Origin of the sequence: Corynebacterium freiburgense, from assembly GCF_030408815.1 — a bacterium.
GTDB classification, from domain to species: Bacteria; Actinomycetota; Actinomycetes; order Mycobacteriales; family Mycobacteriaceae; genus Corynebacterium; species Corynebacterium freiburgense.
Map to the genome: position 1 here is coordinate 982,764 of NZ_CP047355.1, position 24,902 is coordinate 1,007,665.

Consider the following 24,902-nt stretch of genomic DNA (forward strand, 5'->3'; position numbering starts at 1 on the left):
TTCGATCATACTTACCCGAATATAGCTCGTAGTACGATCACGCCAATCGCGCCGATACCTGCAGCTGCCGGAATGGTAATCACCCAAGCTAGTGCAATCGGACGCATCAAACTCCAGTTCGCTGAGCGAGTCACCATGCCGACGCCAAGCACGGCCCCGATAAGAATGTGTGTTGAAGAAACCGGAAGGCCCACCACAGATGCCCCCATGACCACTGTGGCGGCGGCGAGTTCTGCGGCGAAACCGCTGGCAGGGTGGATTCGTGTGAGTCCAGTACCAACGGTGGTGATGACTTTTCGGCCGATGAACCACAATCCGGACACAAGTGCGATTCCGCAACAGATGAGGAGGGGAGTGGGGACGGCTGCTTTTGCATTGATTGTGCCGGTGTGAAGGACGTCGAGAATCGCAGCAATCGGCCCTACTGCATTCGCAATATCGTTCGATCCATGGGAGAACGCAAATGCCGCAGCGGTAAATACCTGCATCCAACTGAACATGAGAAATGTTGCGCGTCCGAGTTCCAGATTCCTAATGGTGCGCGCGAATACTCGTACCGCCATCCAAACACCTGCGCCAATCATGCCGATAATCATGATATTGCCAACATTATCGATATTGAGGTGTAGGTTTTTCAGCCCTTTGAACAGCATCATTGCCGTGATCATCATGGCGCCAATGGCGGCCAAGAGCGGAACCCAAAGCTGCAGTGCGCGATACGCATTGATGTTTTGTTCGCGTGCGTCGAGCTCGTATAACTCGCGGAAGTAATCGCTTTCTAGTTCGGCGCGATCAAAGCCTTGGCGTCGTGAAACTTCTGCGTCGCGCACCATGGCCGTGGTGTACGCAAGCTGCTGCATTTCGCTGAGTCGTTCGAATGATGCTTTATGGCGTTTTTTGTGTTCGAGCCGTTCTTTGCGGATGAGTTGAAGTTGCTCATCTGCACGTTCGTTATATACAAGAATTCCGCGTTGAATTGCGAGGAACAGGAAATAGGCAACAATTCCGCCTAATAGCGGCGAGAGTATCCATGACAATGCGATTTCGCCGATTTGGTCCCATTGAACAATCGACCAACCGCCAGTGCCAGTGCGTAAACCAATGGTGACCGCAGCACCAACGATTCCGCCAATAATCGAATGTGTTGTTGATACTGGCCAGCCCATCTGCGTGGCAATAAGGAGCCACAATGCAGCGCCGAGTAGGGCCGCCATCATGATAAACACAAAATCCATGGGTTGGAGGTCAACACCATCAAGGTCAACAATGCCTTTGCGCACTGTTTCCGTGACCTCGCCTCCGGCAAGGACCGCACCACCAACCTCGAAAATAGCTGCAATGACTAAGGCCTGTTTCATGGTCAGTGTTTTTGCGCCAACACTGGTGCCAAATGAATTCGCGACGTCGTTACCGCCAATATTAAAGGCCATAAACAGGCCAAATACGATGGTGACGCCGAGCACCCAATAATGTGTGCTTTGCTCAATTGATCCGTAGGCCCACAATCCGAAGGTAATAAACGCTATTGCTAATAGCGCACCGAATGTTGCGTGCCACCAAAAATCCGAGCCGCTTTTGTTTTCCGAGACTGTACTCGGTGAACTCAGCGTATCTTGCGTCATCGTGCTGCGGTCCTTAGTCGGGGTGAGTTTGGGAAAGCATCGAATACGAGTCTAATGCATGAGAAGTGCACAGTAGGTCTCGGATTAATGACGCTTTACCGCATGAAGTAAGCCAGCAATAACGCTGCCTACAATTGCCCCAGCTATCAGGGAAAAGAAGGTATTAACAACCCAGGTGGCAAATCCCCCCAAATGCTCCACATACCCCTCCATATGGTGAACAAAATCGTATGGTGCATGCCAGCCGAGTTCGGCCACACCTACGAGGAGAATATGCCCACCAACCCACAACATGGCGAAGGTGCCGATAATGGCGATAATCGTAAGTAGTTTCGGCATGGCCGCAACCAGGCCGCGTCCAAGTTTTTGGGATCCGGCCGAAGGGCGGGCGGCAAGCTTGAGCCCAACATCATCCATCTTCACCAAGAGTGCGACAGCACCATAGACCAAGGCTGTAATGCCAAACGCAACGGTCACCAACACCGCTGCGCGCATCGCCAGTGACTCGGCTGCGATTTCATTGAGGGAAATCACCATGATTTCAGCGCTCAGGATCAAATCGGTGGTAATAGCACCCTTGACCAGTTTGTTTTCTGCATCTGGACCGGCTTCAATGGCGGTTTCTTCTTTTTCTTCGTGGCCGAAGAATTTTTCAATGACCTTTTCCGCACCCTCAAAACACAAATAGGCGCCGCCAATCATCAGTATGGGTGTGAGTAGCCAGGGGGCGAGCGAGCTTAGCAGTAGTGCTATCGGTAAAATAATGATGAGTTTATTAAATAACGAGCCTTTGGCAATCCTCCAAATGATTGGAAGTTCACGGGCCGGGGTGACGCCTTGCACATACTGTGGTGTTACTGCTGCATCATCGACGACGACGCCCGCGGCCTTGACGCTGGTGCGACCCGCAGCGGCCGCGACGTCGTCAACGCTAGCGGCTGCAGCTTTCGCGATGAGAGCGACGTCGTCTAGTAGTGCTGCAAGTCCGCCAGGCATCAGGAAACTCCAAGGGGTTGGGAATAATAGCTGTTAAAAGTGTACAAGCTCAGTGCTGGTGATGGTACTGAGCTGGTTGATGATTCCCGGTGCTCCTGCGAATAATTTTTACGAGTTCTTCAGCCCATAGGACGGTTGATGCCATTGCGAAGGCAACGATCCAATGCTGCGGCGTCAGTGGAGTGGTACCAAAGGCCGTTTGTAGGAATGGGATATGAACAACAGCGAATTGCAGCAGAACTCCCAATACAATTGACGCCCAGAGCCAACGGTTATTGAATGCGTGGTGAAACGCCGACCGGTACGTCGAACGAGCATTCAAAGCATTGAAAAGCTGTGCGAATACCAAGGTGGTGAACCCGGCGGTGCGGGCAGTATCGAGGGAATCGGTACCTTCAATGAGGCCGCCGGGGAGAAAAATATCGATCGTAAGCAGTGTTGCGGCTCCCATGATTGTGCCGATAAACAACACTCGTTTCCACATATCCGAATCGATGATCGGTTTCTTGGGGTCCCGGGGTGGACGTTTCATAATGTCTTCGTCTGTTGGGTCAACGCCCATGGCCAGCGCTGGACCCGAATCGGTGACGAGGTTGATCCAAAGAATTTGCGTGGCAAGGAGCGGCAGTGCGATTTCAGAATGTTCGGGGTGATTTAGCCCGATCCAACTGGTTAAAACGACGCCGAAGAAGACGGTGGTTACTTCGCCCATATTGGAACTGAGCAGGTAGCGAAGGAATTTCGTGATGTTATCGAAAATCCCGCGACCTTGACGGACAGCGGTGACGATGGTGGCGTAGTTATCGTCTGCCAGGATCATGGTGGCAGCTTCTTTAGTGACCTCGGTGCCGGTGATCCCCATCGCTACGCCAATGTCCGCGCTTTTCAGGGCAGGTGCGTCATTGACACCGTCTCCAGTCATCGCGACTACTGCGCCATGCTCTTGCAGAGTATCGACGATGCGAAGCTTGTGGGCCGGGGTAACGCGCGCATATACATCAATTTCTTGAACTGCTTGATCGAATCCTTTTTCGTTCAGTTGGTCGAGTTGCTGGCCGGAGAGTGCACGTCCAGTAGTAGTAAGACCAAGTTCTGTGGCGATCGTGTGTGCGGTCGCGGGGTGGTCGCCGGTGATCATCAAGGTGCGGATCCCCGCATCATGTGCTTGTTGAAGTGCAGGTTTCGCCTGTTCTCTCGGTGGGTCGATAATCGCTACGACGCCAAGAAATACGAGGTTTTCTTCGACGATGGTGTTATTGATTGATTCGCCGATAGCCACACCGAGCGTGCGGTACCCTTGCGCGGATAGTTGTTCGACTGTTTGTGCCCATGCTTGACGGCGTGTTTGGTCGAGCATGGCTGGGCCGGTAATCGTGAGCACGCGGGTGCAGCGTTCGATCAACACATCGGGAGCTCCTTTGGCGAATACCCGTTTGCCTGCCATGACGGACATCATTTTTCGATCTGAGGAAAACGGGATTTCCGCGGTTCGTTGTTCCGCCTCTGGCTTGCGGTTGTCCGCGAGTTTTGGCCATGCGACCAAGAATGCGGCTTCGGTGGGGTCTCCGATAATGCCATCCGGATCAAGCTGCGCATTGTTTGCCACTGCGCCTGCATATACGACGTCGCGCGCGAGTTGCAGCGCTGATTCGTCTCCCTTTTCGACGCCGCCAGCGCGCGGATCGTAACCAATGCCAGACAGGGTTACCTCGCCGGCGTCCGTCAAGACTCGTTGAATGGTCATTTCATTTCGAGTCAACGTTCCCGTTTTATCCGAACATATGACACTAGCTGCGCCAAGTGTTTCCACCGAGTGCAGATTTTTCATAATTGCGTTATTCCGCGCAAGGTGTTGCACACCAATAGCAAGAACTAGCGAGAGAATCGCTGGTAATCCTTCAGGCACCGCGGCCACCGCCAGTGATACACCTAGCAGGAGGATATTCACCAAATCTTCGGCGCTATGCACCCCATTGATCAGCGCCAATGTTGCCATCACGATGAGGGCGATAATGACAACAAGAACTCCAAGGAGTTTGGAAACCCGAGTAATTTCTCGCTCTAGCGGGCTTTCATCCTGTTCGGCACGGTCGAGCATATCGGCGATTAATCCCATTTCAGTTTGCATGCCAGTGCTGGTGACAATTGCACTACCCACGCCTTGGACAACTGCGGTCCCTTTAAACACCATGTTCGAACGGTCACCAAGCGGCACGGTCCCATCGAGTGTTGCGGGGTCTTTGACACTCGCCTCGGACTCGCCGGTGAGGGAAGCCTCCTGCACTGTGAGCCCAGTAGCAGTGACGAGCCGGGCGTCGGCACCCACAGCATCACCTTCCGCTAATAACAGCACGTCACCTGGCACAAGTTCGGAGGATGGTATTTGTGCTTGCCGGCCGTCGCGCAGCACCGTGGAGGTAGCTGCCGTCATCGCCGCCAATGCGGCAACAGCCGATTCTGCTTTCGATTCCTGGCTGAATCCCAACGCGGCATTCGCAACTACAATCGCACCGATCACAATTGTGTCCACCGGCAATCCCGAGGCTCCTTCGGCCCACCAAGCGGCGACCGCGATGCCCATCGCCACAAACAGCAGGTACACCAAAGGATCTTGGAATTGTTTGAGTATTTTCCGCCACAATGGCACTTGCTTCTTTGCGCGCAACTCGTTGGGGCCATATTCCGATAACCGGGTTGTTGCGGACGCAGCGGAAAGTCCCACTTTTGGATCTACATTGAATTGCTGTGAAATAACTGGAATATCCACAAGGTACGGTTGTGTGGGAGACATAAATTTCATGCTAGGCGCATATATCAACAATTTCATTCATGCATATGTTCGCTTCATGTGGGAAATGTGGTGGCGGTTACACTGATGCTATGAGAATTGTGATTATTGGTGCAGGTGCGGTCGGCGGCTACTTTGCGGGTGCGTTGGCGCAGGCAGGGGCCGATGTTGCGGTGGTAGCACGCGGCGAAACGTTGCGCGTAATTCAACAATCTGGTGTAACGCTTATCGACGTCCCGGGGGACACGCGCCGCATTCCAGTGCCAGCGTTTCGCCACTTGGCGGACGTAGGTAGTTGCGACGTTATTTTGGTGGCAACGAAAGCATTGGATGGCACTAATGCATTCGAATCTTTAGCTGGTGTCTCGGAACATGCGATCGTTGTACCGTTGCAAAATTCAGTCGAGGCGCCAGAAATCGCGGCGAAGATTGTGGGCGATAGGCGTCGAGTGTGGCCGGGTGTTGTACGTGGATTTCTGCACCATGCTGGGCCTGGCGTGGTGGAATTTCATGGCGGCCCATTATCGCTGACATTTGGGTCATGGTCCGGGGACAAGGACGATCGGCTGACCGAATTGGCATCATGGCTGGAAGTTACCGGTATCGCGGCACATGTGCATTCGAATATCTGGTTGGATGTGTGGTCGAAAGCGATGTTTGTTTCTTCGTTGAGTGCGTTGGGGGCGTTGACTGCTGAACCGCTGGGAACCTTGCTTGCTGATGAGGTCCTGGCACGAGAGTTTCGCTCATTCGTGGAAGAAATTGCACTTGTTGCACAAGCTGGCGGGGTAGAAATGCCGAACGACATTGTTGATCGAACGATGGAATTTGCAGCGGCAATGCCACCTGAATCTACATCATCATTACAGCGAGATTTGCTTGCCGGTAATCATGCTGAGCTGGATGCGCAAATTGGTGCGATTAGTCGGTTGGCTGATCAGCGCGGTGTTGTGGCACCACGGTTTGCATTGAGTTATGCGGTGCTGCGTCACCGATTGTAAGACGTGGCACCAGTGCTGGTGGCACCGAAAATAACTATTGAAAAAAGTTTGCAATAAGTCTCCAGGTTCTGTAGGTTCGCACTAAAGCTGTACATGTGATCTATAGGAGGGATGCTGCTTTGGTTCGATCGAGAACGTTTATTTCAGATGCAATTGCTATTGGCGTAGGGGCGACTGTGGTCATGGATGTCACCGCAGAACTGGTCAAACGTAAGTATGGATTGCAACCGTTAAACCTTGACCTTGTTGGCCGCTGGATCGGGCATATGCCGAGAGGAGTAATCAAACATCCGTCAATCATGCAAGCAGAACCAATTCCGAATGAACGTCTTTTAGGTTGGGCGGCGCATTACGGTATTGGAATCGGCTTTGCCGGAATGCTGATTGCAACGAAACCTCAATGGGTTGATAATCCAACGTTCAGTACCGCGTTTACCGCGGGGTTAATGACTACTGCCGCGCCATGGTTATTGATGCAACCAGCATTTGGGATTGGTGTTGCCGCAAACAAGCTGCCGAATCCAGATTCGGCACGTATTGGCAGTCTTCGTGCCCACGCCAGTTATGGCGTGGGCTTGTATGCGGCCGCAAAACTCTGGAAACTATTGAAACGATGAACCTAAAGCTGCCACTTCCTGGCTTTGGACAAGCGTTCCCACAAGTGCGTGTAAACACCTCGCTGTGCCAATAATTCCGTGTGAGTTCCCACTTCCGCCACCGAGCCATGATCCATCACCAAGATTTGATTTGCCGCAGTGATAGTGGCGAGTTGGTGCGCCACTACAATGACGGTTCGACCAGTCAGAAGCGCGGAAAGTCCCTTGTTAATGGCGAGTTCGGCGCCGGGATCCACGGCGGAGGTTGCTTCATCAAGAAGCACGATTGGCGCGTCTTTGAGAAGCGCCCTGGCAATAGACAGCCGTTGTCGTTGCCCGCCAGATAGTCCAGCTCCGTCTTCGCCGATAATTGTTTCGTAGCCGCGTGGAAGCTCCTGAATAAACTCATGTGCGTATGCCGCTTTGGCTGCAGCAATGATCTCCTCAATAGTGGCAGAAGGTTTTGCGATCGCAATATTTTCCGCGACGGTACCAGGAAACAAGTGCACTTCCTGAAAAACAACACTGATGAGATCAAACAATTGTTCTTGTGGAATTTCGCGGATATCAACGCCGCCAATGCGGATAGTGCCATCCGTGGCGTCGTTGAGTCTGCTGATAAGGTGGAGCACCGTACTTTTGCCAGCGCCCGAAAGCCCGACGATGGCAAGCATATCGCCTGATTGAACGGTAAACGAAATATCTTTTAATGCCTGAGTGCCATCCGGGTACGTATAGCAAACATTATCTAATTGAATTGAGTAGTCTTGGATTTTCCGTGCATTTGTTTGTGACTGCGGCTGCGTTGAAATTTGTAATACTTTATCGATGCGGCGCAACGAAGCCTCGCAAAGCCGCCAACTTTCTGCAGTTCCGATCACACCAATGAGGGGTTGATAGACGTTGAGGACAAGTAGCAGAATTACTGCGGAGAGTACAAATTCTTGATTTGGTAATGAACGCCAACCGACAACCCCTAATACAAAGGGAACCCCGAGGAATACAACAAGTGATGTTGTGACCGAAGGGATGACAATTCGATGCACCATCACAATACTGATGCGCCGGAATTTTTCCACAGCCTGTTCAAAATAATGTCGAACTGCTTCCTTCGTGGAGAGCACCCGAAGAACGGGCATTCCAGTGAAGGTATCAATCATTTGCGACGTCGCGGTGGCTTGTGTTTGTTGCCGTTCGTCACTGAGTTCGCCAATGCGTTTACCCGACCATGAAGCAACAGGAATTGCGGCGATAATGCTTGCCGCAATGGAAAAACCAAGCACTGGATCTTGGAATCCGATACTGATGGAAACTGCCAGTGGCAGACCTATTGCTTGCCCTAAACGCGGAAAACTCTCACTTAGAAAATCCTCAACGGCTTGAAGATCAATCGTGAGGAGATTTGCTAAGTCACCGCGGCGCGTTTTACTAATATCCGCGATTGGGACGTTACGAATATGATCTAGCAGTGCTAACCGCATTTCAGCGACAGCTTGATATGCGCCGAGCCACGAGCATCGTGAAGCAAAGTAACCACAGGTGAGTTGCCCCACAAGCGACATAACGCACAAGATGCAAATTGCACGGACATCAGCAGAAGTGATTTCTTCATACGAAACGAGCCGAATCACCACAATCAGTGCGGCACTATAAGCAAGACCAAGGAACAAAGACTGCAGGAGACGAAGTATCACGCCTCCAAATGTTGTGTTTCGGGCGGAGCCAGAAAGCCTCCATAGTAATTGCCAGGTAGTCATTACTATTCCCCTGTTCCGCGTAGTGCAATTTCACCGGCAGAGATGTGATCTGACCACATTCGGGCGTATATTCCTTCAGCAGCTAGAAGTTCATTGTGAGTACCGCGCTCGGCAATTCGCCCTCGATCAAGCACAAGAATCTGGTCCGCGTGAATAATCGTGCGTAATCGGTGGGCGATAATTAGATTGGTTTTGCCGCGTAATAATTCAGTCATACTTTGCTGCAGAAGCACTTCAGTATCGGCATCTGTTGCTGCGGTGGGTTCATCCAGGATGATTACTGGTCGATCCGCCAGGAAGGCACGCGCAATAGCCAGGCGTTGTTTTTGCCCACCAGAGAGACCATCGCCACCCTGTCCAAGTTGTGTATCGAGTCCTTGCTCTAATGCAGCGATAACATCAGTCAATGCCGCAGCCTCCAATGCCTCCGCACATTCTTGCGTGGTTGCTTCAGGGCGTGCCAACGTAAGATTTTCTCGAATGGTGCCAGCATGAAGTAACGGGCGCTGAAATACGGTCGCAATATTTTGGTACATATCGACGTCGCTCAATGTTGCGATATCGCGGCCGTCTATGTGAATGCTTCCCTCTGTAGGGGTATGAAAACGCATGAGCAATTCTGCCAACGTAGATTTTCCAGAACCAGACGGTCCAACGAGTGCAGTGGTGGTACCATGCGGCATTGTAAACGAAATATCGTCTAATACTTTCTGGCCCGGTTCGTATTCGAATGAAACACTGATGAATTCGATGTCTGGATTGGTGCTTTGAAAAGGCTCACGATTATTATTCTGCGGTGTTGATTCTGAAAGAATTGCGGCTATTTGTTGAGCGCCGTTGGCAAGAATTGGCAACACCACGAGCCGATAAAACACTTTCACTAGTGGCAGTGTATAAAAAGGCCCAACAATAAAAAACAGCACTAAGTCAACGGCAGATACATTGCCTGACTGATACAACAAGACGCCGACAGGGACAATGACTGTCAAGCCTGAAACAATGAATGTGGAAAACGGGGATCCCCATGTAACAAATGCTCGCCCCCAATTACTTTGTAGCTCTGCGTTGTTTCGTATTGCTTGGGCAGTTCGTTCATGGGAGTCGCCAACGCGATTAAACGTTCGTACAACGGGGAGAGCGGTAAGGAAATCAATAATTGCAGCGTTCATGGCTGTATTCGCACTTACCCAATCGCCCATGCGATGACTATTTGAACGCATTGCGTGGAGCATCGTAAGGAAAGCGATTGGTACCAGTGAAATAGTGGCGAGCGTAAGCCAAGGATTTATCACACACAACCACACAGTAACCATGAGCCACACGCCAATAGATGCCACAGATTCAGGAACCGCGTGGGCAATGAAAATCTCCAAGCGTTCACAATGATCAATAGCTGTGGTTTTTGCAGTTGCTGAATGTTTGCTGGAGAGTTTTCCCACGGGTGTGGAAATCCACACCTTGCCAAGATGTTTACGAATAGCAGCAATCACATCAAATGCCACCAAATGCGATACGGCAGTTGAAAGCCCAAAAAATACTTGCTGAAAAATGATTAGTACAAGTGAGAGTATTGTGCAAATAAACACTATTTGACCAATCTCAACGGTAATAATTGCATCACGTTGCAGAACCGTTGATAACACGTGCCAAATGATGGAAGCTATTAAGACTTCGCAGATCGCACTACAAAAAGCCAGAATTGCAGCAAGGGTAAGACGAAACCAATGACCATCCATATGGTCTCGTATTAAGCGAAGGGCGGAACGATAGTCTGGTCCTTTGTTATCCATTGACATGTACCTCATCTAAAGAATCAGATGACATCACAGTAGTGAACTCATTCTTCGAACAGTGTGAGTAGCTATTTGATCGAAAGTACGTGGTTGCGGATCCCAGGCGGGCTGACAAGCTAAAAGAGCCATGCCCATAGGTTTGCTGACAAAATAACATCTTTAAGGAAGCCTAGTTCGGGATTTTCGAAGTCCATTATGCTAAAAAGGCTGGCGACGTCATAGAAATTGGGTAGGTTGCGCACACTTGTCACAAATTCCATAAAATCCGCTAAAACAAGATTTTGCGACAAAAAATAATATAGTGCGCAACCATTCACCAGGCATCTGTCACAGATTCCATAAAATCGCCCGAAAATCGCCCGAAAAAATGGAATTTGTGACATTGACAGGCTAGGGTGCGCTCCACCCTTAGCCCTTAAAATTATTTTGTGATGTATCTTACCCAATTAGTGTTTTACAGCCCTATTGAAAGAGTCTAAACCCGTTAGATTTCCCACTGAGTATGCCAGGTATGTGGATGGTCAAGGTTTATATGTAAAGGTGTGCGCCGGGGTGTCAATGCGCTCGACCTAACCGCTAATTGCGTTGCATGTGATGGGCAAGCTTGGAACATTATGTAATCCTTCCTTATGTATTGCGGGCCAATTTCCCTATGGTTAGCGTCAAGCTTATTGGAAATATGTTTCAATATAGTAGAATCCCGGCAGTAGGCAAGTTCTCGGCAAAAGTGTAGTAAATTAGTTTAGGCTAACCAATCTTACATGAGCTGATTACCTCGCAATGAGGTTAAAAATTGTTTTGTCATCATCAAAAAGTTGCTGTGCTCGTTGTTGCAGTTTTTTGGAGTGCTGCGTGAAAGGGTTCTGTTTTCCATGAAGCGTCGTCAATTTATGAAGTTACTTGCAGTTGGCGCTACGGTCGCTGCGGCTGCACCGGTCTTTGCAGCATGTTCGCAACCTGAGAGTACCCAGGGTGATGCATCGGGCACAGAGGAGAAAAAGAATGCACTCCGAGTTGCTGCTATCGGAAGTCCTGGTGACCAGTTAGATCCCTCAGCGGCATCGAGTACGGCAACCTGGGCTGGCATTTATGCACTATTTGAGTCATTGGTAGTCACTGGTGCAACAGGGCCAGTCATGCAACTGGCAGCTTCAGCTGAACCGAATAAAGATGCTACCGAGTGGACCGTGAAATTGCGGGATGGAGCTAAGTTTTCGGATGGTTCTCCGGTGACCGCTGAGGATGTGTTAGCTTCATTCAAGTTTACGGCTGATTCCCAAATGCTCGGTGCAACGATAGCGAGCATTGATATAAAGAAGAGCAGCGCAAAAGATGACAATACTGTGGTGTTTACGCTGCAGCAGCCTCGAGCAGACTTTGTGGAAAGTGTGTTGGCAAAGTCTAGCTTGGTATTTAAAGGCGGGGATCCCGCTAAAGGTATTGGTTCTGGGCCATATGTACTGGAAAACGGTTCCGCAGCTGATGGCTGGTCGTTTAAGGCCAATGAGCATTTCCCAGCTGAAAAGCGAATTTCTGACACACTAGAGGTTCGGGTTATTGCAGATGCAGATGCGCGTATTCGTGCAGTCAACTCAGGTGAAGTTGATTTGGCTTTGGATTTGCCGGTTGTGGCGGCAAAGACATTGGGAGACAGTGCTGAAATCTGGACCTATGGTCCTTCTGATTCCAAGAATCTGGGGCTGTTTTTAAATACCTCTGTTGCGCCCTTTGATGATGTGCATGCTCGTCAAGCATTCAAACTTGCAATCGATCGTGAAAAACTATCCAAAGCAATTTTCGATGGACACGGAAAACCCGGTGATGATGTTCCGGGTAAAGGCATGGAAAGCTACCCCAAGAACCTCGCAGCTAAGCGCGACGTCGAAAAAGCCAAGAAGTTGTTTGCAGAAGCGAATGTGAAGGAGCTGACGCTAACAACCGCAGACGTTAGCCCAGGAATGAATGATGCCGCACACCTTATTGCTGAGCAGTTAAAGGAAGCAGGTGTGAGTGTCAAAGTTGATGAGCGTGATGCGTCCAGCTACTACAGTGATATTCCAGGTCTCATGAAGTTGCCGTTGTTTGCTACGTACCTGCAGAATTTCCCAACCGAATATGGGTTGCAATTTACTTCCGGAACCAACGGTACGTTCAATTTGTCCGGTTGGGGCAAGAACGCGGAGTGGGATGCAAAACTCGCCAAGATTGGTGCCACAGTTGATGACGCTGAGCGTACCAAGCTCGTTAATGAGCTGGCTGAAACCTATGCAAAAGACGGTGGAACGGTGTTGTGGGGTGTACAGGATACGCTGCATGGTCGAGTTAAGGGGACTCCTGATGTGATTATGTCGCAAGGAGCACCTGTATTTGTTGCTCAGTGATGTTCATTGTGCGGCACGTGGTCCGTGGTGTCGTTACCCTGTTTCTGGCTGCGGTGTCAATCTATTTAATTATGGATTTTCTGCCCGGCGATGCTGCAACCCAGTCCTTGGGCCCAGCGAACGCTGAACAATTATCGGTTCGGCGTACAGAGCTGGGTCTTGATCGACCTGTGTGGGAACGACTTGCCGAATGGCTAGTACGCATCTTTCGGGGCGACTTGGGGAATGTGCTTGTTTCTGGAAAGCCAGTTGTGGAGTTAGCGTTACCAGCTGCACGTAATACCGCAATCCTTGCTGCTGTTGCTGTGCCATTGGTGCTATGTATCGGCGTGGCAGGCGGGGTATTTGCTGGAGTGCGCAACTCTCGAGTTGCCCAAGGTGTTGCTCAAACATTTATTGCAATTCCGGATTTTGCGGTGGCAACGCTCTTAGTGATTTTACTTGCGGTGCAATGGCAACTTGTGCCTCAGGTTTCCCTTGTACGCCCAGGTAGTACACCACTGGAAACTCCAATCATCTTGGTGATACCCGCACTAGCATTGGGCATTGCTGCAGGTAGTTGGTTATTGCGAATGGTGTGTTCAGTCATTATCGACGTCGCTAACCTGCCGCATGTGCAGGCGGCCCGGCTGGCCGGCATTCACCCTTGGCGGGTGATTTGGAAACATATGTTGCCAGTTGCTGCTGCCCCCATTGCGCAACTTGTTGCTGCAGTTGTGCCGTACCTAATTTCGGGAGCGGTCGTTATTGAATCTGTGGTCGGTTATCCCGGTATTGGTGGATTGCTTACAGGATTAGTTTCTCAACGGGAAACCGAAGCAGTGGCGTCACTGACCACTGTGATTGCGGCGATTACGCTTGTAGGTTTTGCAATTGCAGACCAACAGAAGCGGAGGTTGGTGGTGGCAAAATGATCCGTGGCGTGATGTGGTCAGTGTGGTCGGTTGCAATTGTTTTAGCACTTGCGGGGCCTATGGTTGCGGGCGTGCTTGAGTTGCCAAATCCCCAGGAACCGATAGGTGGTTTATTCGAACCTGCTTCTGCCGAGCACATTTTTGGCACAGACCGTCTTGGTCGCGACATAGCAGCCCGTATGCTTGCGGGCAATGCCATTTTGGTAGTTGTCCCTTTGATCTCCGCAGTATTGTCCACTGCAACAGGGTTATTGCTTGGTACTCTTGCGGTGCGCTATGCAAAGCCAGGATTCCGAATGTTCCTTGATGCATTGCTGGTCATCCCGCCGATTATTCTTATGCTTGCCATTGCTGCCTCAACTGGGTTGTCTCCTGGTTGGTTGGTGTTTGGCAGTGTCTTGCTTTCGCTTCCTTTTTCGAGCCGTTTCTTTGAATCAATATTGCAGCGGGTCTTAGCTGCGGGATTTATTGAAACTGCGTTATGCTCTGGGCAGCGATGGCAGGATATTTTGCTTCATGAGGTTTTGCCAGTGCTGGCACGGCCAATAGGCACTGATATGTCGTTACGGTTTATCGCAACTGTGTATCTCACGGCTACGGCATCATTTCTTGGTGGTGGCAATGGTGATGATACGTGGGCAACATTGATTCATTCAGGTCTGAGTGGTGTGACCTTGAATCCATGGGGTGTTGCTGCACCAGCGTTAGCGATTATCGCATTAACAGTACCGCCAAGTGTATTGCTGGATCAGGGGGATTCCTTATGATTTCAGCGAAAAACCTTGGCGTAAAGACCACTACAGGTCGGTGTTTATTCGATGACTTTCACCTTGAAGTGAGACCTGGTGAAACAGTGGCGCTTATGGGCGAATCTGGAGTTGGGAAAAGCACTATTGCCAAACTATTACTTGGAGAATGTCCGAGTGGACTAGTGGTGTCAAGCGGTGAAATATCTGTGCTTGAGCATTCGCCGCTTAAGCTTTCTGGTGGCGCATTGCGGCAATTCCGACAGCGAATTTCTTATATTGACCAAGACCCTGGATCTTCGCTTACTCCGCATATGACATTGCGGCAATTATTTGCGGAGCGCACTAAAGCGGATCCAATGCCGCTTGCAACAGCGCTTGAAATCGAGCATCTGATCGACGCATTACCAAGTCAACTTTCTGGTGGACAGCGGCGTAGAGCAGCAATTATTCGTGGACTTATCTCATCCCCCGAGATTGTGATTTTCGACGAACCAACGGCTGGTTTAGATTCGAAAGTGCTCTCCAAAGTCGGGTCAGTTCTCAGTGCATTGAAGTCTACGTCGGTATTAGTAATCACGCATGACGAGCAATTTGCCCAAGCGTTCGCAGATAGAATCGTATATTTGGGATATAAACCAGGCGCAGTAAGAAACACACGTTCTGGTAATCAAGATGGTCAAACTGTGGTGTTTGAAGTCTGTGACTTACTTGCTGGGCATGGAGATGTACCTCGGACGAATCCGCTAAATCTGAAACTTCACGCAGGCGAGGTGATTGCGATTTCGGGTCCTTCTGGGTGTGGAAAAACCACATTATTGCGTGCCATGCTTGGTCTCCATAGGCCAGATAGTGGCTCGGTATTCCTTCAAGGTGATCAGTTACCACCCCAACTCTGGCAGCGTAGCTTGACGCAACGTCAGCAGATAGGTTGGGTGCCTCAGGACGCGGCATTGAGCTTGAATCCTGCTGTGAAGATTGGCCGATTGTTGCGTCATCGGGCTCGCACAGAAGATATGTCGATTCTTCACCGATTACGGATCGAACAATATATTGACCGTAAACCACGAGAACTTTCTGGTGGTCAGCGGCAGCGTGTGCTTATTGCAGCCGCTGTTTTGCAAAAACCATCAGTGTTGTTTCTTGATGAAGCGACATCCGCTCTCGATTCTGAGACGCGGGATATAGTCCTTGCCGAAGTGGATAGCCTTTGCCAAACAGGCATGGCCGTGTTGGCGGTGAGCCATGAACCTGAGGTTTGCGCTTGGGCTGATCAAACTATCGAACTAGAAAGGCATTGAGATGACAGTATTTGATGTAGCAATCATTGGTGGGGGTCCGGCTGGCTTATCGGCTGCATTGGTCTTAGGGCGTCAACAGCGGCACGTTTTGCTAGTTGATTCGTCCGACCCGCGAAATGCGCCTGCTCCTGAAATGCATATGTACCTTACCCGGGATGGTATTTCTCCACATGATTTCTTGCGTCTTGGACGGGCTGAATTAAACGAGTATCCAGGTATTGAACGTAGGACAGCTACTGTGGAACGCATTACAGGTGAGTTGGGTAATTTTGAGATTACATTTAATGGGAGGACTGCGACTGCAAAGTACCTTCTCCTTGCCACCGGTCAACATGATCAGCTTGGTGGTTTATCAGGGCTTTCCGAACGCTGGGGTAATGGTGTGTATCACTGCTCGTACTGTCATGGATTTGAATCAACCGACGCTACGATCGGGGTACTGGTTTCCAGGCCACTTGATGTGTTTATTGCTCGATATTTGCTCGACCGTTTTAGCCAAGACGTCATAGTGTTTACACAAGGAATAGAAGTAGAAGCAGATGATTTGATCACGGTAGACACTCCTGTAATTCGTATTTCAGGGGCTGAGCCAGAATTACTATTGCATCTTGAAAATGGCGAAACTGTTGTGCGGAATCGAATCTTTTATCGTCCTGATGCTGTGCAAAGTAATCGCTTCGCTGAAAGCCTCGGATGTGAGATAAGCGAAGATTGGAAGACGATCATGGTTGATGCACAGCACCAGAGCAGTGTGCCCGGGGTGTATGCAGTGGGAGATTGCTCAATGAACCGGGATGCTTTCGCCCCCTTAGGATTTGTTGCTGCTGGTGTAGGTGAAGGTCAATGTGCTGGTATCTGCATTGATCAGCAGTTATTTATGGCATCATTGTCTGCTACTGATTAATTGAGCATCCTTCTAGGTCACTATCCTGCCCTAACGCCGCTAACTTTTAAAATGGCGATGTCTGGATTAGTGCAGGTAGTGGCTTGAAAGGGGAGAAGAATGGAAGCATGTTCTTCCGGCGGGTAGATTTTCAGGTGAGTTGCGGTGTCGGTGGCAGAGCAGGTTTTCGGATCGTATGCCAGTGCATTTTGAATTCGTAGTGTAAAAGAGGCCTGGCCGCCTGGTAATAGCGTGACTGGTGTTCCAGGGTCACCGGATTCACGGTCGGCAGGAGCGCCAAGCTGGTTGTCTTTTGCATCTACAAGAGATACGCCGGGGTATCCAATGAGTGAACATTCGGTGTCTGCAGTATTGGTAAACGTTACGGTGTGGAACATGCTTCCCGCAGCGCCTTCACTGTCGGAGGTTTCGGCAGTGAGTTGTTGAGCAGAGCAACTGGGGGAATTGGTGCGTTTGGCATGGGAGCGTGGCGGTGTGCTTGGCTCTGGGGAGCCTGCTTGTGTGTTCGGATTTGGTTGCGGGATTGAGGAAGGTTCACAGGCGGTAAGTGTAGCGGCGACGATGAGCATGGCAGCGTAACTAAAGGTATGGATGTTACTGTTGTGATTGCTCATACCTTAAGAGTAGCCCTGGTTGTGGGCAACGTATAGTAGGTGCAGCGCGGGTGTCCAAATTTCTTTTGGGCTGAGACGTATACGACGAACCGTTTGAACCTGAACCGGGTAACGCCGGCGGAGGAAGGATGCAGGTAATGGCTACGCATTGGCGTGTTGTAGATATTGTTGTTGCTGCTGTTTTAGGGGTGGCTTGCGGCTTAATTTTTTGGGTTTGGAATTCCATTGGCTATGCCTGGTATACCGCAGCAGATGCTTTTACCCCCGGTTTGGGGGGTGTTGCAAATGGGGTGTGGCTTCTTGGCGGCGTTTTAGGCGGATTGATTATCCGTAAACCTGGTGCCGCAATCTTTGTGGAAGTTGTGGCGGCAACAGTTTCAGCACTCATTGGCAATCAATGGGGAATTGAAACGTTGTATTCGGGTATTGCCCAAGGGCTTGGGGCGGAATTGGTGTTTTTTGTATTCGGTTACCGGCGATTCGGCATCGTTGTGGCGGCACTGGCAGGTGTGGGAGCGGCTCTGGGGGGTTGGTGCCTTGAACTTGTTACAAGCGCGAATTATGCCAAGGGGGCTATTTTTAATGCTATTTATTTAGCGTCTTCATCGTTGTCTGGGGTATTCCTTGCTGGCATTTTGGCGTTTATTCTTGTGAGGGCATTAGCCGCCACAGGAGCATTGGATCGTTTTGCAGCAGGCCGAGAAAGGCAGCATTTAGTGTAATGGCAGGCAGTGAAGTTGTAGCAAAAGATTTCGGTTGGCGTCATGCTGGGCGGAAAGACCCTGTATTGCAAAACGTAAGTTTTCGGATTCGGCCTGGTGAAAGAGTGCTTTTACTCGGTGAATCTGGCTCCGGAAAGTCAACGCTTTTAGCTGCACTTGCTGGTGTGCTTGGGGACCATGATGACGGTGAACGCGCCGGGGAGATATCTATTGAACCCGGCCCCGTTGGCATGGTGTTGCAAAATCCTGATTCTCAAGTAATTTCAAGTCGGGTTGGTGACGATATCGCCTTTGGGTGTGAAAATCTCCGTGTGCCCAAATGTGAGATTTGGCCACGCGTGGAGTTTGCGCTTCATGCCGTAGGGCTGGGTGTGCCATTGGATTACCCGACGGCGCGGCTTTCCGGAGGGCAAAAACAACGCTTAGCATTGGCTGGAGTATTGGCAATGCATGCGGGCTTAATTTTGCTTGATGAACCGACGGCGAATTTAGATCCAAACGGCGTTGAGGAAGTTGTCCATGCTGTGCAACAGGCAATTACAGAAACAGGTGCAACACTTATTGTGGTCGAGCATCGTGTTGCACAGTGGTTGGATGTTATTGATCGGGTGATCGTCTTGGGGGATGGTGGCGTGGTTGCTGATGGTCCTCCCGAGATTTTAGAGTCGCTTGATTTACCTGGGGTGTGGCTTCCTAATACTCCGATGCCCAAGCTAGAACGACGGCAATCAGATACTAAAGTTTTGGTTGCCCAGGATTTAATTACTGGTTATTCTTCACCGATTGGAGAACCTCGGAATCTTGCATTGCGTCAGGGCACGTCGACGGTAATTACCGGTCCGAATGGGGTGGGTAAGACTACATTGGCTTTGACTTTGGCTGGTTTGCTTCGCCCTCTAGGTGGAACGATTAAGGGCTTTGCATCACCGCCATATACCTGGAAATCTCGTGAGCTTGCTCGAAGAATTGGATATGTGTTCCAAGATCCTGAACATCAGTTTGTGGCACGTAATGTATGGGAAGAATTGCAGATTGGTCCAAAGGTGATGGGGGTCAATGCAGACAATCGCATTGAGGAGTTATTGCACCGGCTACGTTTGGAACATCTTGCTCAGGCAAATCCTTTTACCCTTTCGGGTGGACAAAAGCGCAGGTTATCGGTTGCTACTGCATTGGTAGCTTCGCCGGAAGTATTGATTCTTGATGAGCCGACCTTTGGGCAGGATCGCCGTACTTTTATGGAGCTTGTACAAATTCTTCGGGACTTAACAGAAGACGGTATTAGCATTTGTTCAATTTCGCATGATGAGCTTTTTCTACAGGCACTTGGCGATTATGAGGTTGCACTATGAATCCGGTGACCAGGATTTTAGGGTTGATTATTGTGACAACCCCACTGCTATTGAGTGTTGATGTTGTCTCGGCGGGTGTGTCACTGGTGTGGACGATTATATTGGCGCCACTAGCCGGAGTGAATCTTATAGTCCTTGCACGCCGAAGTATTCCAGTATTTTTAGCAGCCCCGATTTCGGGGATCTCTATGGCACTGTATGGGCGCCCGGAGGGGCATGAATATTTCTCGTTTCTTTTCGCACGGGTGACCGATAATTCGCTTGAGCTTGCGCTAGCAATTATGGTGCGTGTCCTCGCTGTGGGCATTCCTGTTGTTGTACTTACTGCAAAGATAGATCCCACAGATTTAGGCGATGGCCTGGCGCAGATTTTGCGTCTACCTGCTCGTTTTGTGGTTGGAGCCGTTGCCGGTGTGCGGCTTGTGAGTCTATTCCGTCAGGATTGGGACGCAATGGGCCGTGCGCGCCGTGCGCGAGGTATCGCGGATCAGAGCCGCATTCGATACGCGTTTACTATGGTGTTTGGTTTATTAGTGTTGGCGTTGCGGCGTGGTGCTGCATTGGCAACGGCAATGGAAGCCAGGGGTTTTGGTTCCAGCGAGCGTACGTGGGCGCGGGTATCTCGGCTTTCGCGTATCGACGCCGCGGCACTACTGATTTGTATTGGGGTCGCGGTTTGCTCACTTGGTGTTTCAATTGCTGTGGGTTCATTCCGTTTTTTGGGTGCCTGATGTGATCATTCTTATTGACGGCCGTTCGGGATCAGGAAAAACAACACTGGCTCATGCTCTTGGGAAGCACCTCGATTGGCCAGTAGTGCATCTCGATGATTTTTATCCAGGGTGGGATGGTTTAGCCGCTGGGCGAGCTGCTGTCCCTTCCGTTATTACAGAACGAAGGTTCCAGCGATGGGATTGGGAACATAATATCGCTGGAACATGGGTTGATGTACCCCGTGGTGACCTCATTATTGAAGGGGTAGGAGCGGTGACTGCGGCGTCGATACGCGCCGCTGGTGATGATGTATTGACCATTGTTGTGCAGGCGCCTGTAGAAGTTCGAAAAGCGCGTGCGTTACGGCGTGACCCAGGCTTTGCAGAATACTGGGATATGTGGGCGGCGCAGGAAGACGAACATTTTGCAAATTTTGTACCAGTTGACATGATCGTTCGGTGAAGGAAATACGTATCGCGGCAATGGTGCTCCGTAATGCGGCTGGTGATGTTTTGAGCGTGCGAAAACAAGGAACACATGCATTTATGCTGCCCGGCGGAAAAGTTGAAACTGGAGAAGATCCTCGGCACACTGCCTGCCGGGAAATACAAGAAGAACTCGGACTACTGATCGACCCAGACACACTCGAATATTTCGGTGAATTTACGGCGCCAGCGGCAAATGAACCCGGATGGAATGTACGTTGCGATGTTTTTATTCTCCCCAAACCGCTAGACATATTGCCGCGAGCGCGAGCGGAAATTGTGGAAAGTGTGTGGTGTTCCCTAACTGAGGAAACGCGCCAGTTAGCACCTTTGAGCAGGGATATTGTTTTTCCAGCATTATGTAACTAATACAGTTCGAACATAGATATGGGGGTGTTTAATGGGGGGATTTCACCATGCCTACTTATAGTTTGCGTAAAACGTGTGCGGGAGCCGATATTTTTCATCGGACGTGGTTTGTATAACAATAGTCAACAGAATTCCATGCTCTATGCTGGTTTCGTTCATTGAGCAGTTTTCGTATTTCAATCGACCCATCAATACCGTGTAAGGAGTTGCAGTGAACACTTTTACCGCTGTGACTGACTCAGTTGGCGGGAGCCTTGGTCTTTCCGCCCTTGTGGCGTGTATTCCACTCTTGGCATTTTTTGTAATGCTGATTGGTGTAAAAGCTCGCGCCCATGTATCCGCAGCTGTGGCCACCCTCACCGCAATGATCGTTGCAATCGCCGGATTTAATATGCCTGGCGAACTTGCCTTTATGTCGGTGCTTCGTGGTGGTGTATTTGGCTTTTTCCCAATCGTTTGGGTAATCGTTATGGCGATCTGGTTCTACCAGATCACCGTAGCTTCAGGCCGTTTTGAAGACCTCCGCCGTACCTTTGACAAGTTAGGTGATGGTGATGTTCGCATCCAAGCCATCTTGATCGCATTCTGTTTCGGTGGTCTTCTTGAGGCTCTCGCTGGTTTCGGTGCGCCGGTTGCCATTACCGCAACCATGATTCTGGCGCTTGGTGTAAAGCCACTCAAGGCCGCTACTGTGGTACTTCTCGCTAACACCGCTCCCGTGGCATTCGGTGCTGTGGCTATTCCAATTACTACCGCAGGTAATGTGTCGGATCGTACATTGGAGCAGACCCAAAACATTGCTGCAATCGTAGGTCATCAGGCACCATTGATTGCAGTATTCGTACCTGCAATCCTGCTGTTTATCCTCGATGGTATGCGGGGTGTCCGTGAGGCATGGATCCCAGCATTCGTTATTGGTATTTCATTTGCAATCGCACAGTGGGCAACCTCAAACTACTTTGCATACCAGCTTACCGACGTCGTGGCCTGTATCGTCTCACTTGGTGCGGCTTTCCTTTTCCTCCGTTTCTGGGAGCCACGTGGCATCGATGAAATGCGCAAGCGTATGGACTTGCCGCCAGCAGCCGTCAACGAAGAACTTCCAGTAGGCCGAGTTTGGATGGCACTTATGCCATACTTTGTAGTGACCGTTGTATTCGGTATTGCCAACCTCAGCGAAACCGTAAAGGGCTTGCTCAAAACAGCAACTATCACCATTGATTGGCCATTGCTCAAGGATCGCCTGGTGACCGCTTCTGGGAAGCCAGTTAAGACCGCTTACGATCTCGACCTGCTGTTTAATCCAGGAACACTGCTCTTAATTTCTGGCCTTATCGTTGCAATCACGTACATGATTTACAACGAAAACGGCAAATACTCTCTTAGCCCGGTTCAGGTATGGAATGAATTCACCGGAACCTGGTACCGCATGCGCTGGTCAGCAGTAACCATTGTGCTCGTCCTCGGCTTGGCATATGTGATGAACTACTCTGGCCAAACGATTGCAATTGGTCAATACGTTGCTTCTCTTGGCGCGGTATACGCTTTCCTTGCACCAACTCTTGGCTGGATTGGTACCGCAGTTACCGGCTCCGACACCTCTGCCAACGCTCTATTTGGCAAGATGCAGGTTACAGCTGCAGAACATGCTGGACTTAACCCAGACCTTATGCTTGCCGCCAATACCACCGGTGGTGTTGTAGGTAAGATGATCTCGCCTCAGTCCTTGGCTATTGCAGCTACTGCAGTGCAGATGGAAGGTCGGGAATCCGATATCTTCAAGGCAGTAGTTGGCTGGTCCTTCGTGCTTCTACTCGTGGTTTGCTGCCTTATCTTCCTGCAAACAAACGTACTTGCCTTTATGGCTCCAGTGGTCAACTAAGGTCTCTACGATTACACAACACATGCCTGGGCTGTGCTGCTTCCCTATATTTGAGAAGCAGCACAGCCCAGGTTGTGTGTTTATAGCTTGAAATGATGCCTTTAAGCCATCAAGCTAATAAAGGGGTAAAAAAGGGGGTAAGGGCAGGGGAGGGGGTGTAATTCCTATTGTGCGCTTTGCTTTAGTGCAATTTGCCAAGGTCGCGCGCTTTTCATGCTGGATGTTTAAATGAAGCAAATGTTAACTCTATGTAAGCGGATTCATGTTTTGACTTAGCTCACAGTTAGGATACGAAGAACCCAGAATTTCTAGGAGGTTTCAACATGGCTTGGAAAAAGACGCTCGCGGTAACCGCCGCAACCGCTCTTACATTCGGTCTTGCTGCTTGCTCAAATGACAGTGGCTCCGGTGGTGCGACTGGTGGCGCAAATTACATCACTGTCTATGGCAGTGAACCGCAAAATCCGCTGCATCCCGCAAACACAAATGAAACGGGTGGCGGTAACGTTATTGACGTTATCTTTGCTGGATTGTCCTACTATGACTCTGATGGAAAAATCCATAACGAGGTTGCAAAGTCTGTTGAACTTGAGGGCGAAAAAACCTATAAAGTCACGCTCAAAGACGATCAGAAATTCTCTGATGGAACCCAAGTAAAAGCTGATAACTTTGTAAAAGCTTGGAATTACGCGGTTGAAAACTCCTGGAATAATGCCCATTTCTTTGAATCAATCAAAGGCTTTGAAGAAGGCAAACCTCTTGAAGGTCTGAAGGTTATTGATGATAAAACCTTCACCATTGAACTTACCCAGCCTGAGGCAGATTTCCCACTACGCTTGGGATATTCTGCATTTTTCCCATTGCCTGATGTGGCTTTTGAAGACATGGAAGCCTTTGGCGAAAAGCCAGTTGGTAATGGTCCATTTAAGGTCAGCGAATGGAACCACAACCAAGACATCACACTGGAACCGAATGGCGAGTATAAGGGTGATCGCCAAGTTCAAAACGATGGTGTAAAGTTCGTCTTCTATCCAAAACTAGATGCCGCCTATGCGGATTTGTTGGCTGGCAACTTGGACGTCCTGGATACGGTTCCAGAAAGCGCATTTGCTAACTACCAAGAAGAACTTGGTGACCGTTGGGTAAACCAGCCAGCTGCCGTATTCCAATCCTTTACCATTCCAGAAAAGCTGGAACATTTCTCTGGTGAAGAAGGAAAACTCCGCCGCGAGGCAATTTCATTGGCAATTAACCGTAAGGAGATCACTGAAAAGATCTTCCAAGGTACCCGCACCCCTGCAACAGATTTCACCTCCCCAGTTATCGATGGACACACCGATTCCCTTAAAGGTGAAGAAGTCCTGGAATACAACCCTGAAAAAGCAAAAGAACTGTGGGCAAAAGCCGACGCCATGAATAAGTTCACTGGCGAATTCTCCCTTGCTTACAATGCTGATGGTGGCCACCAGCCTTGGGTAGACGCGGTAGTGAACTCTATTAAAAATGTATTGGGCATTGAAGCCGTTGGCGCACCATACCCAGACTTCAAGTCATTCCGCGATGATATTACTAACCGCACTATCGGTTCTGCATTCCGTACCGGCTGGCAAGGTGATTACCCTGGCCTTGGCAACTTCCTTGTGCCGCTTTATGCCACCGGTGGAAGCTCCAATGATGGTGACTACTCCAATGCTGAAGTAGATGCACTGTTTAAGAAGGCTGCTGGTGCTGATTCCGTTGAAGAATCCACCAAGATCTACAATGAAGCACAGGAAGTTCTACTTAAGGATTTGCCAGCTATTCCAACTTGGTACTCCAATGTGACTGCGGGCTGGTCCGAAAATGTAGAAAATGTGAAGTTCAACTGGAAATCCAAGCCTGAACTGCACGCCATTACTAAGAAGTAATGCCGTGAATACCTAATAATGCCGTTGCCCTGGTCGCACAATTTGCACCAGGGCATTC

General features: G+C 50.1%; 20 protein-coding genes and 1 riboswitch. Of the genes, 14 read left to right on the forward strand and 6 right to left on the reverse strand.

Features of this window, described 5'->3' with window-relative positions; genetic code table 11:
- Positions 1 to 11: 11 nt before the first annotated feature.
- From CFREI_RS04505 to CFREI_RS04515, 3 genes are all read right to left on the reverse strand, one after another.
- Complete coding sequence (locus CFREI_RS04505) at positions 12 to 1,622, reverse strand: inorganic phosphate transporter (RefSeq protein WP_027013405.1); 1,611 nt, start codon at positions 1,620 to 1,622, stop codon at positions 12 to 14.
- A gap of 84 nt (positions 1,623 to 1,706) precedes the next feature.
- Positions 1,707 to 2,618: a DUF808 domain-containing protein gene (locus CFREI_RS04510; protein WP_027013404.1), complete on the reverse strand. Its 912-nt coding sequence runs from the start codon at positions 2,616 to 2,618 to the stop codon at positions 1,707 to 1,709.
- Between the two features lie 49 nt (positions 2,619 to 2,667).
- Positions 2,668 to 5,409: a cation-translocating P-type ATPase gene (locus CFREI_RS04515; RefSeq protein ID WP_084170839.1), complete on the reverse strand. Its 2,742-nt coding sequence runs from the start codon at positions 5,407 to 5,409 to the stop codon at positions 2,668 to 2,670.
- Between the two features lie 89 nt (positions 5,410 to 5,498).
- Between CFREI_RS04515 and CFREI_RS04520 the strand changes: the two genes are divergently transcribed.
- Both CFREI_RS04520 and CFREI_RS04525 read left to right on the forward strand, forming a co-directional pair.
- Positions 5,499 to 6,407 carry a 2-dehydropantoate 2-reductase gene (locus CFREI_RS04520; protein ID WP_027013403.1) on the forward strand — a complete coding sequence of 303 codons (909 nt, stop codon included), beginning with the start codon at positions 5,499 to 5,501 and terminating at the stop codon, positions 6,405 to 6,407.
- A gap of 95 nt (positions 6,408 to 6,502) precedes the next feature.
- Complete coding sequence (locus CFREI_RS04525) at positions 6,503 to 7,024, forward strand: DUF2938 domain-containing protein (RefSeq protein WP_205618472.1); 522 nt, start codon at positions 6,503 to 6,505, stop codon at positions 7,022 to 7,024.
- Positions 7,025 to 7,026: 2 nt separating this feature from the next.
- Here CFREI_RS04525 and CFREI_RS04530 read toward each other — a convergent pair whose 3' ends face one another.
- A complete protein-coding gene (locus CFREI_RS04530) occupies positions 7,027 to 8,760 on the reverse strand; it encodes an ABC transporter ATP-binding protein (protein ID WP_027013401.1) in 1,734 nt (577 codons plus the stop codon).
- Between the two features lie 2 nt (positions 8,761 to 8,762).
- A complete protein-coding gene (locus CFREI_RS04535) occupies positions 8,763 to 10,550 on the reverse strand; it encodes an ABC transporter ATP-binding protein (protein ID WP_240483238.1) in 1,788 nt (595 codons plus the stop codon).
- 875 nt (positions 10,551 to 11,425) lie between these two features.
- On the opposite strand from CFREI_RS04535, the gene CFREI_RS04540 reads away from it, so the two are divergent.
- Genes CFREI_RS04540 through CFREI_RS04560 form a run of 5 tightly spaced genes read left to right on the forward strand, consistent with a single transcriptional unit; the run spans position 11,426 to position 16,799 of the window.
- Positions 11,426 to 12,934 carry an ABC transporter substrate-binding protein gene (locus tag CFREI_RS04540; protein ID WP_027013399.1) on the forward strand — a complete coding sequence of 503 codons (1,509 nt, stop codon included), beginning with the start codon at positions 11,426 to 11,428 and terminating at the stop codon, positions 12,932 to 12,934.
- Between the two features lie 17 nt (positions 12,935 to 12,951).
- Positions 12,952 to 13,848 (forward strand): ABC transporter permease, encoded by an 897-nt coding sequence (locus CFREI_RS04545; RefSeq protein WP_169719174.1) that lies wholly within the window; start codon positions 12,952 to 12,954, stop codon positions 13,846 to 13,848.
- Entirely contained in the window at positions 13,845 to 14,615 is a 771-nt protein-coding gene (locus CFREI_RS04550) for an ABC transporter permease subunit (protein WP_027013397.1), read from the forward strand. Before CFREI_RS04545 ends, CFREI_RS04550 begins: the two co-directional genes overlap by 4 nt.
- The gene (locus CFREI_RS04555; protein WP_027013396.1) at positions 14,612 to 15,895 is read left to right on the forward strand and encodes an ABC transporter ATP-binding protein; all 1,284 of its coding nucleotides are present in this window, start codon (positions 14,612 to 14,614) and stop codon (positions 15,893 to 15,895) included. The genes CFREI_RS04550 and CFREI_RS04555 overlap by 4 nt, the downstream gene beginning before the upstream one ends.
- Before the next feature lies 1 nt (position 15,896).
- The gene (locus tag CFREI_RS04560; RefSeq protein ID WP_035112426.1) at positions 15,897 to 16,799 is read left to right on the forward strand and encodes an NAD(P)/FAD-dependent oxidoreductase; all 903 of its coding nucleotides are present in this window, start codon (positions 15,897 to 15,899) and stop codon (positions 16,797 to 16,799) included.
- Between the two features lie 20 nt (positions 16,800 to 16,819).
- Here the strand turns inward: CFREI_RS04560 and CFREI_RS04565 are convergent, their stop codons facing one another.
- Positions 16,820 to 17,413, reverse strand: a complete 594-nt coding sequence (locus tag CFREI_RS04565) for a DUF4232 domain-containing protein (RefSeq protein WP_084170834.1) — start codon at positions 17,411 to 17,413, stop codon at positions 16,820 to 16,822.
- A 36-nt stretch (positions 17,414 to 17,449) separates the two neighbouring features.
- A riboswitch (TPP riboswitch) is annotated at positions 17,450 to 17,557 on the forward strand.
- Here CFREI_RS04565 and CFREI_RS04570 point away from each other — a divergent pair.
- The 7 genes from CFREI_RS04570 to CFREI_RS04600 all read left to right on the forward strand — a co-directional run bounded on the left by CFREI_RS04570 (position 17,542) and on the right by CFREI_RS04600 (position 24,844).
- Entirely contained in the window at positions 17,542 to 18,135 is a 594-nt protein-coding gene (locus tag CFREI_RS04570) for an ECF transporter S component (RefSeq protein ID WP_027013394.1), read from the forward strand. Its footprint overlaps the riboswitch before it by 16 nt.
- Entirely contained in the window at positions 18,135 to 19,487 is a 1,353-nt protein-coding gene (locus tag CFREI_RS04575) for an ABC transporter ATP-binding protein (RefSeq protein WP_027013393.1), read from the forward strand. Before CFREI_RS04570 ends, CFREI_RS04575 begins: the two co-directional genes overlap by 1 nt.
- Positions 19,484 to 20,218 (forward strand): energy-coupling factor transporter transmembrane component T family protein, encoded by a 735-nt coding sequence (locus CFREI_RS04580; RefSeq protein WP_027013392.1) that lies wholly within the window; start codon positions 19,484 to 19,486, stop codon positions 20,216 to 20,218. Before CFREI_RS04575 ends, CFREI_RS04580 begins: the two co-directional genes overlap by 4 nt.
- The gene (locus CFREI_RS04585; RefSeq protein ID WP_420834538.1) at positions 20,211 to 20,663 is read left to right on the forward strand and encodes a nucleoside/nucleotide kinase family protein; all 453 of its coding nucleotides are present in this window, start codon (positions 20,211 to 20,213) and stop codon (positions 20,661 to 20,663) included. The genes CFREI_RS04580 and CFREI_RS04585 overlap by 8 nt, the downstream gene beginning before the upstream one ends.
- Positions 20,660 to 21,055, forward strand: a complete 396-nt coding sequence (locus CFREI_RS04590; RefSeq protein WP_027013390.1) for an NUDIX hydrolase — start codon at positions 20,660 to 20,662, stop codon at positions 21,053 to 21,055. Before CFREI_RS04585 ends, CFREI_RS04590 begins: the two co-directional genes overlap by 4 nt.
- Positions 21,056 to 21,266: 211 nt before the next feature.
- On the forward strand, positions 21,267 to 22,937 hold the full coding sequence (locus tag CFREI_RS04595) for an L-lactate permease (RefSeq protein WP_027013389.1): 1,671 nt from the start codon (positions 21,267 to 21,269) through the stop codon (positions 22,935 to 22,937).
- 323 nt (positions 22,938 to 23,260) lie between these two features.
- Positions 23,261 to 24,844, forward strand: coding sequence for a peptide ABC transporter substrate-binding protein (locus CFREI_RS04600; RefSeq protein ID WP_027013388.1), 1,584 nt, complete (start codon positions 23,261 to 23,263; stop codon positions 24,842 to 24,844).
- Positions 24,845 to 24,902 lie beyond the last annotated feature (58 nt).

Coding starts and splice junctions, on each gene's coding strand:
- CFREI_RS04505 (WP_027013405.1), bottom strand. CDS start 1,622: ATGACGCAAGATACGCTGAGTTCACCGAGTACAGTCTCGGAAAACAAA.
- CFREI_RS04510 (WP_027013404.1), bottom strand. CDS start 2,618: ATGCCTGGCGGACTTGCAGCACTACTAGACGACGTCGCTCTCATCGCG.
- CFREI_RS04515 (WP_084170839.1), bottom strand. CDS start 5,409: ATGTCTCCCACACAACCGTACCTTGTGGATATTCCAGTTATTTCACAG.
- CFREI_RS04520 (WP_027013403.1), top strand. CDS start 5,499: ATGAGAATTGTGATTATTGGTGCAGGTGCGGTCGGCGGCTACTTTGCG.
- CFREI_RS04530 (WP_027013401.1), bottom strand. CDS start 8,760: ATGACTACCTGGCAATTACTATGGAGGCTTTCTGGCTCCGCCCGAAAC.
- CFREI_RS04535 (WP_240483238.1), bottom strand. CDS start 10,550: ATGGATAACAAAGGACCAGACTATCGTTCCGCCCTTCGCTTAATACGA.
- CFREI_RS04540 (WP_027013399.1), top strand. CDS start 11,426: ATGAAGCGTCGTCAATTTATGAAGTTACTTGCAGTTGGCGCTACGGTC.
- CFREI_RS04550 (WP_027013397.1), top strand. CDS start 13,845: ATGATCCGTGGCGTGATGTGGTCAGTGTGGTCGGTTGCAATTGTTTTA.
- CFREI_RS04555 (WP_027013396.1), top strand. CDS start 14,612: ATGATTTCAGCGAAAAACCTTGGCGTAAAGACCACTACAGGTCGGTGT.
- CFREI_RS04560 (WP_035112426.1), top strand. CDS start 15,897: ATGACAGTATTTGATGTAGCAATCATTGGTGGGGGTCCGGCTGGCTTA.
- CFREI_RS04565 (WP_084170834.1), bottom strand. CDS start 17,413: ATGAGCAATCACAACAGTAACATCCATACCTTTAGTTACGCTGCCATG.
- CFREI_RS04570 (WP_027013394.1), top strand. CDS start 17,542: ATGCAGGTAATGGCTACGCATTGGCGTGTTGTAGATATTGTTGTTGCT.
- CFREI_RS04575 (WP_027013393.1), top strand. CDS start 18,135: ATGGCAGGCAGTGAAGTTGTAGCAAAAGATTTCGGTTGGCGTCATGCT.
- CFREI_RS04580 (WP_027013392.1), top strand. CDS start 19,484: ATGAATCCGGTGACCAGGATTTTAGGGTTGATTATTGTGACAACCCCA.
- CFREI_RS04600 (WP_027013388.1), top strand. CDS start 23,261: ATGGCTTGGAAAAAGACGCTCGCGGTAACCGCCGCAACCGCTCTTACA.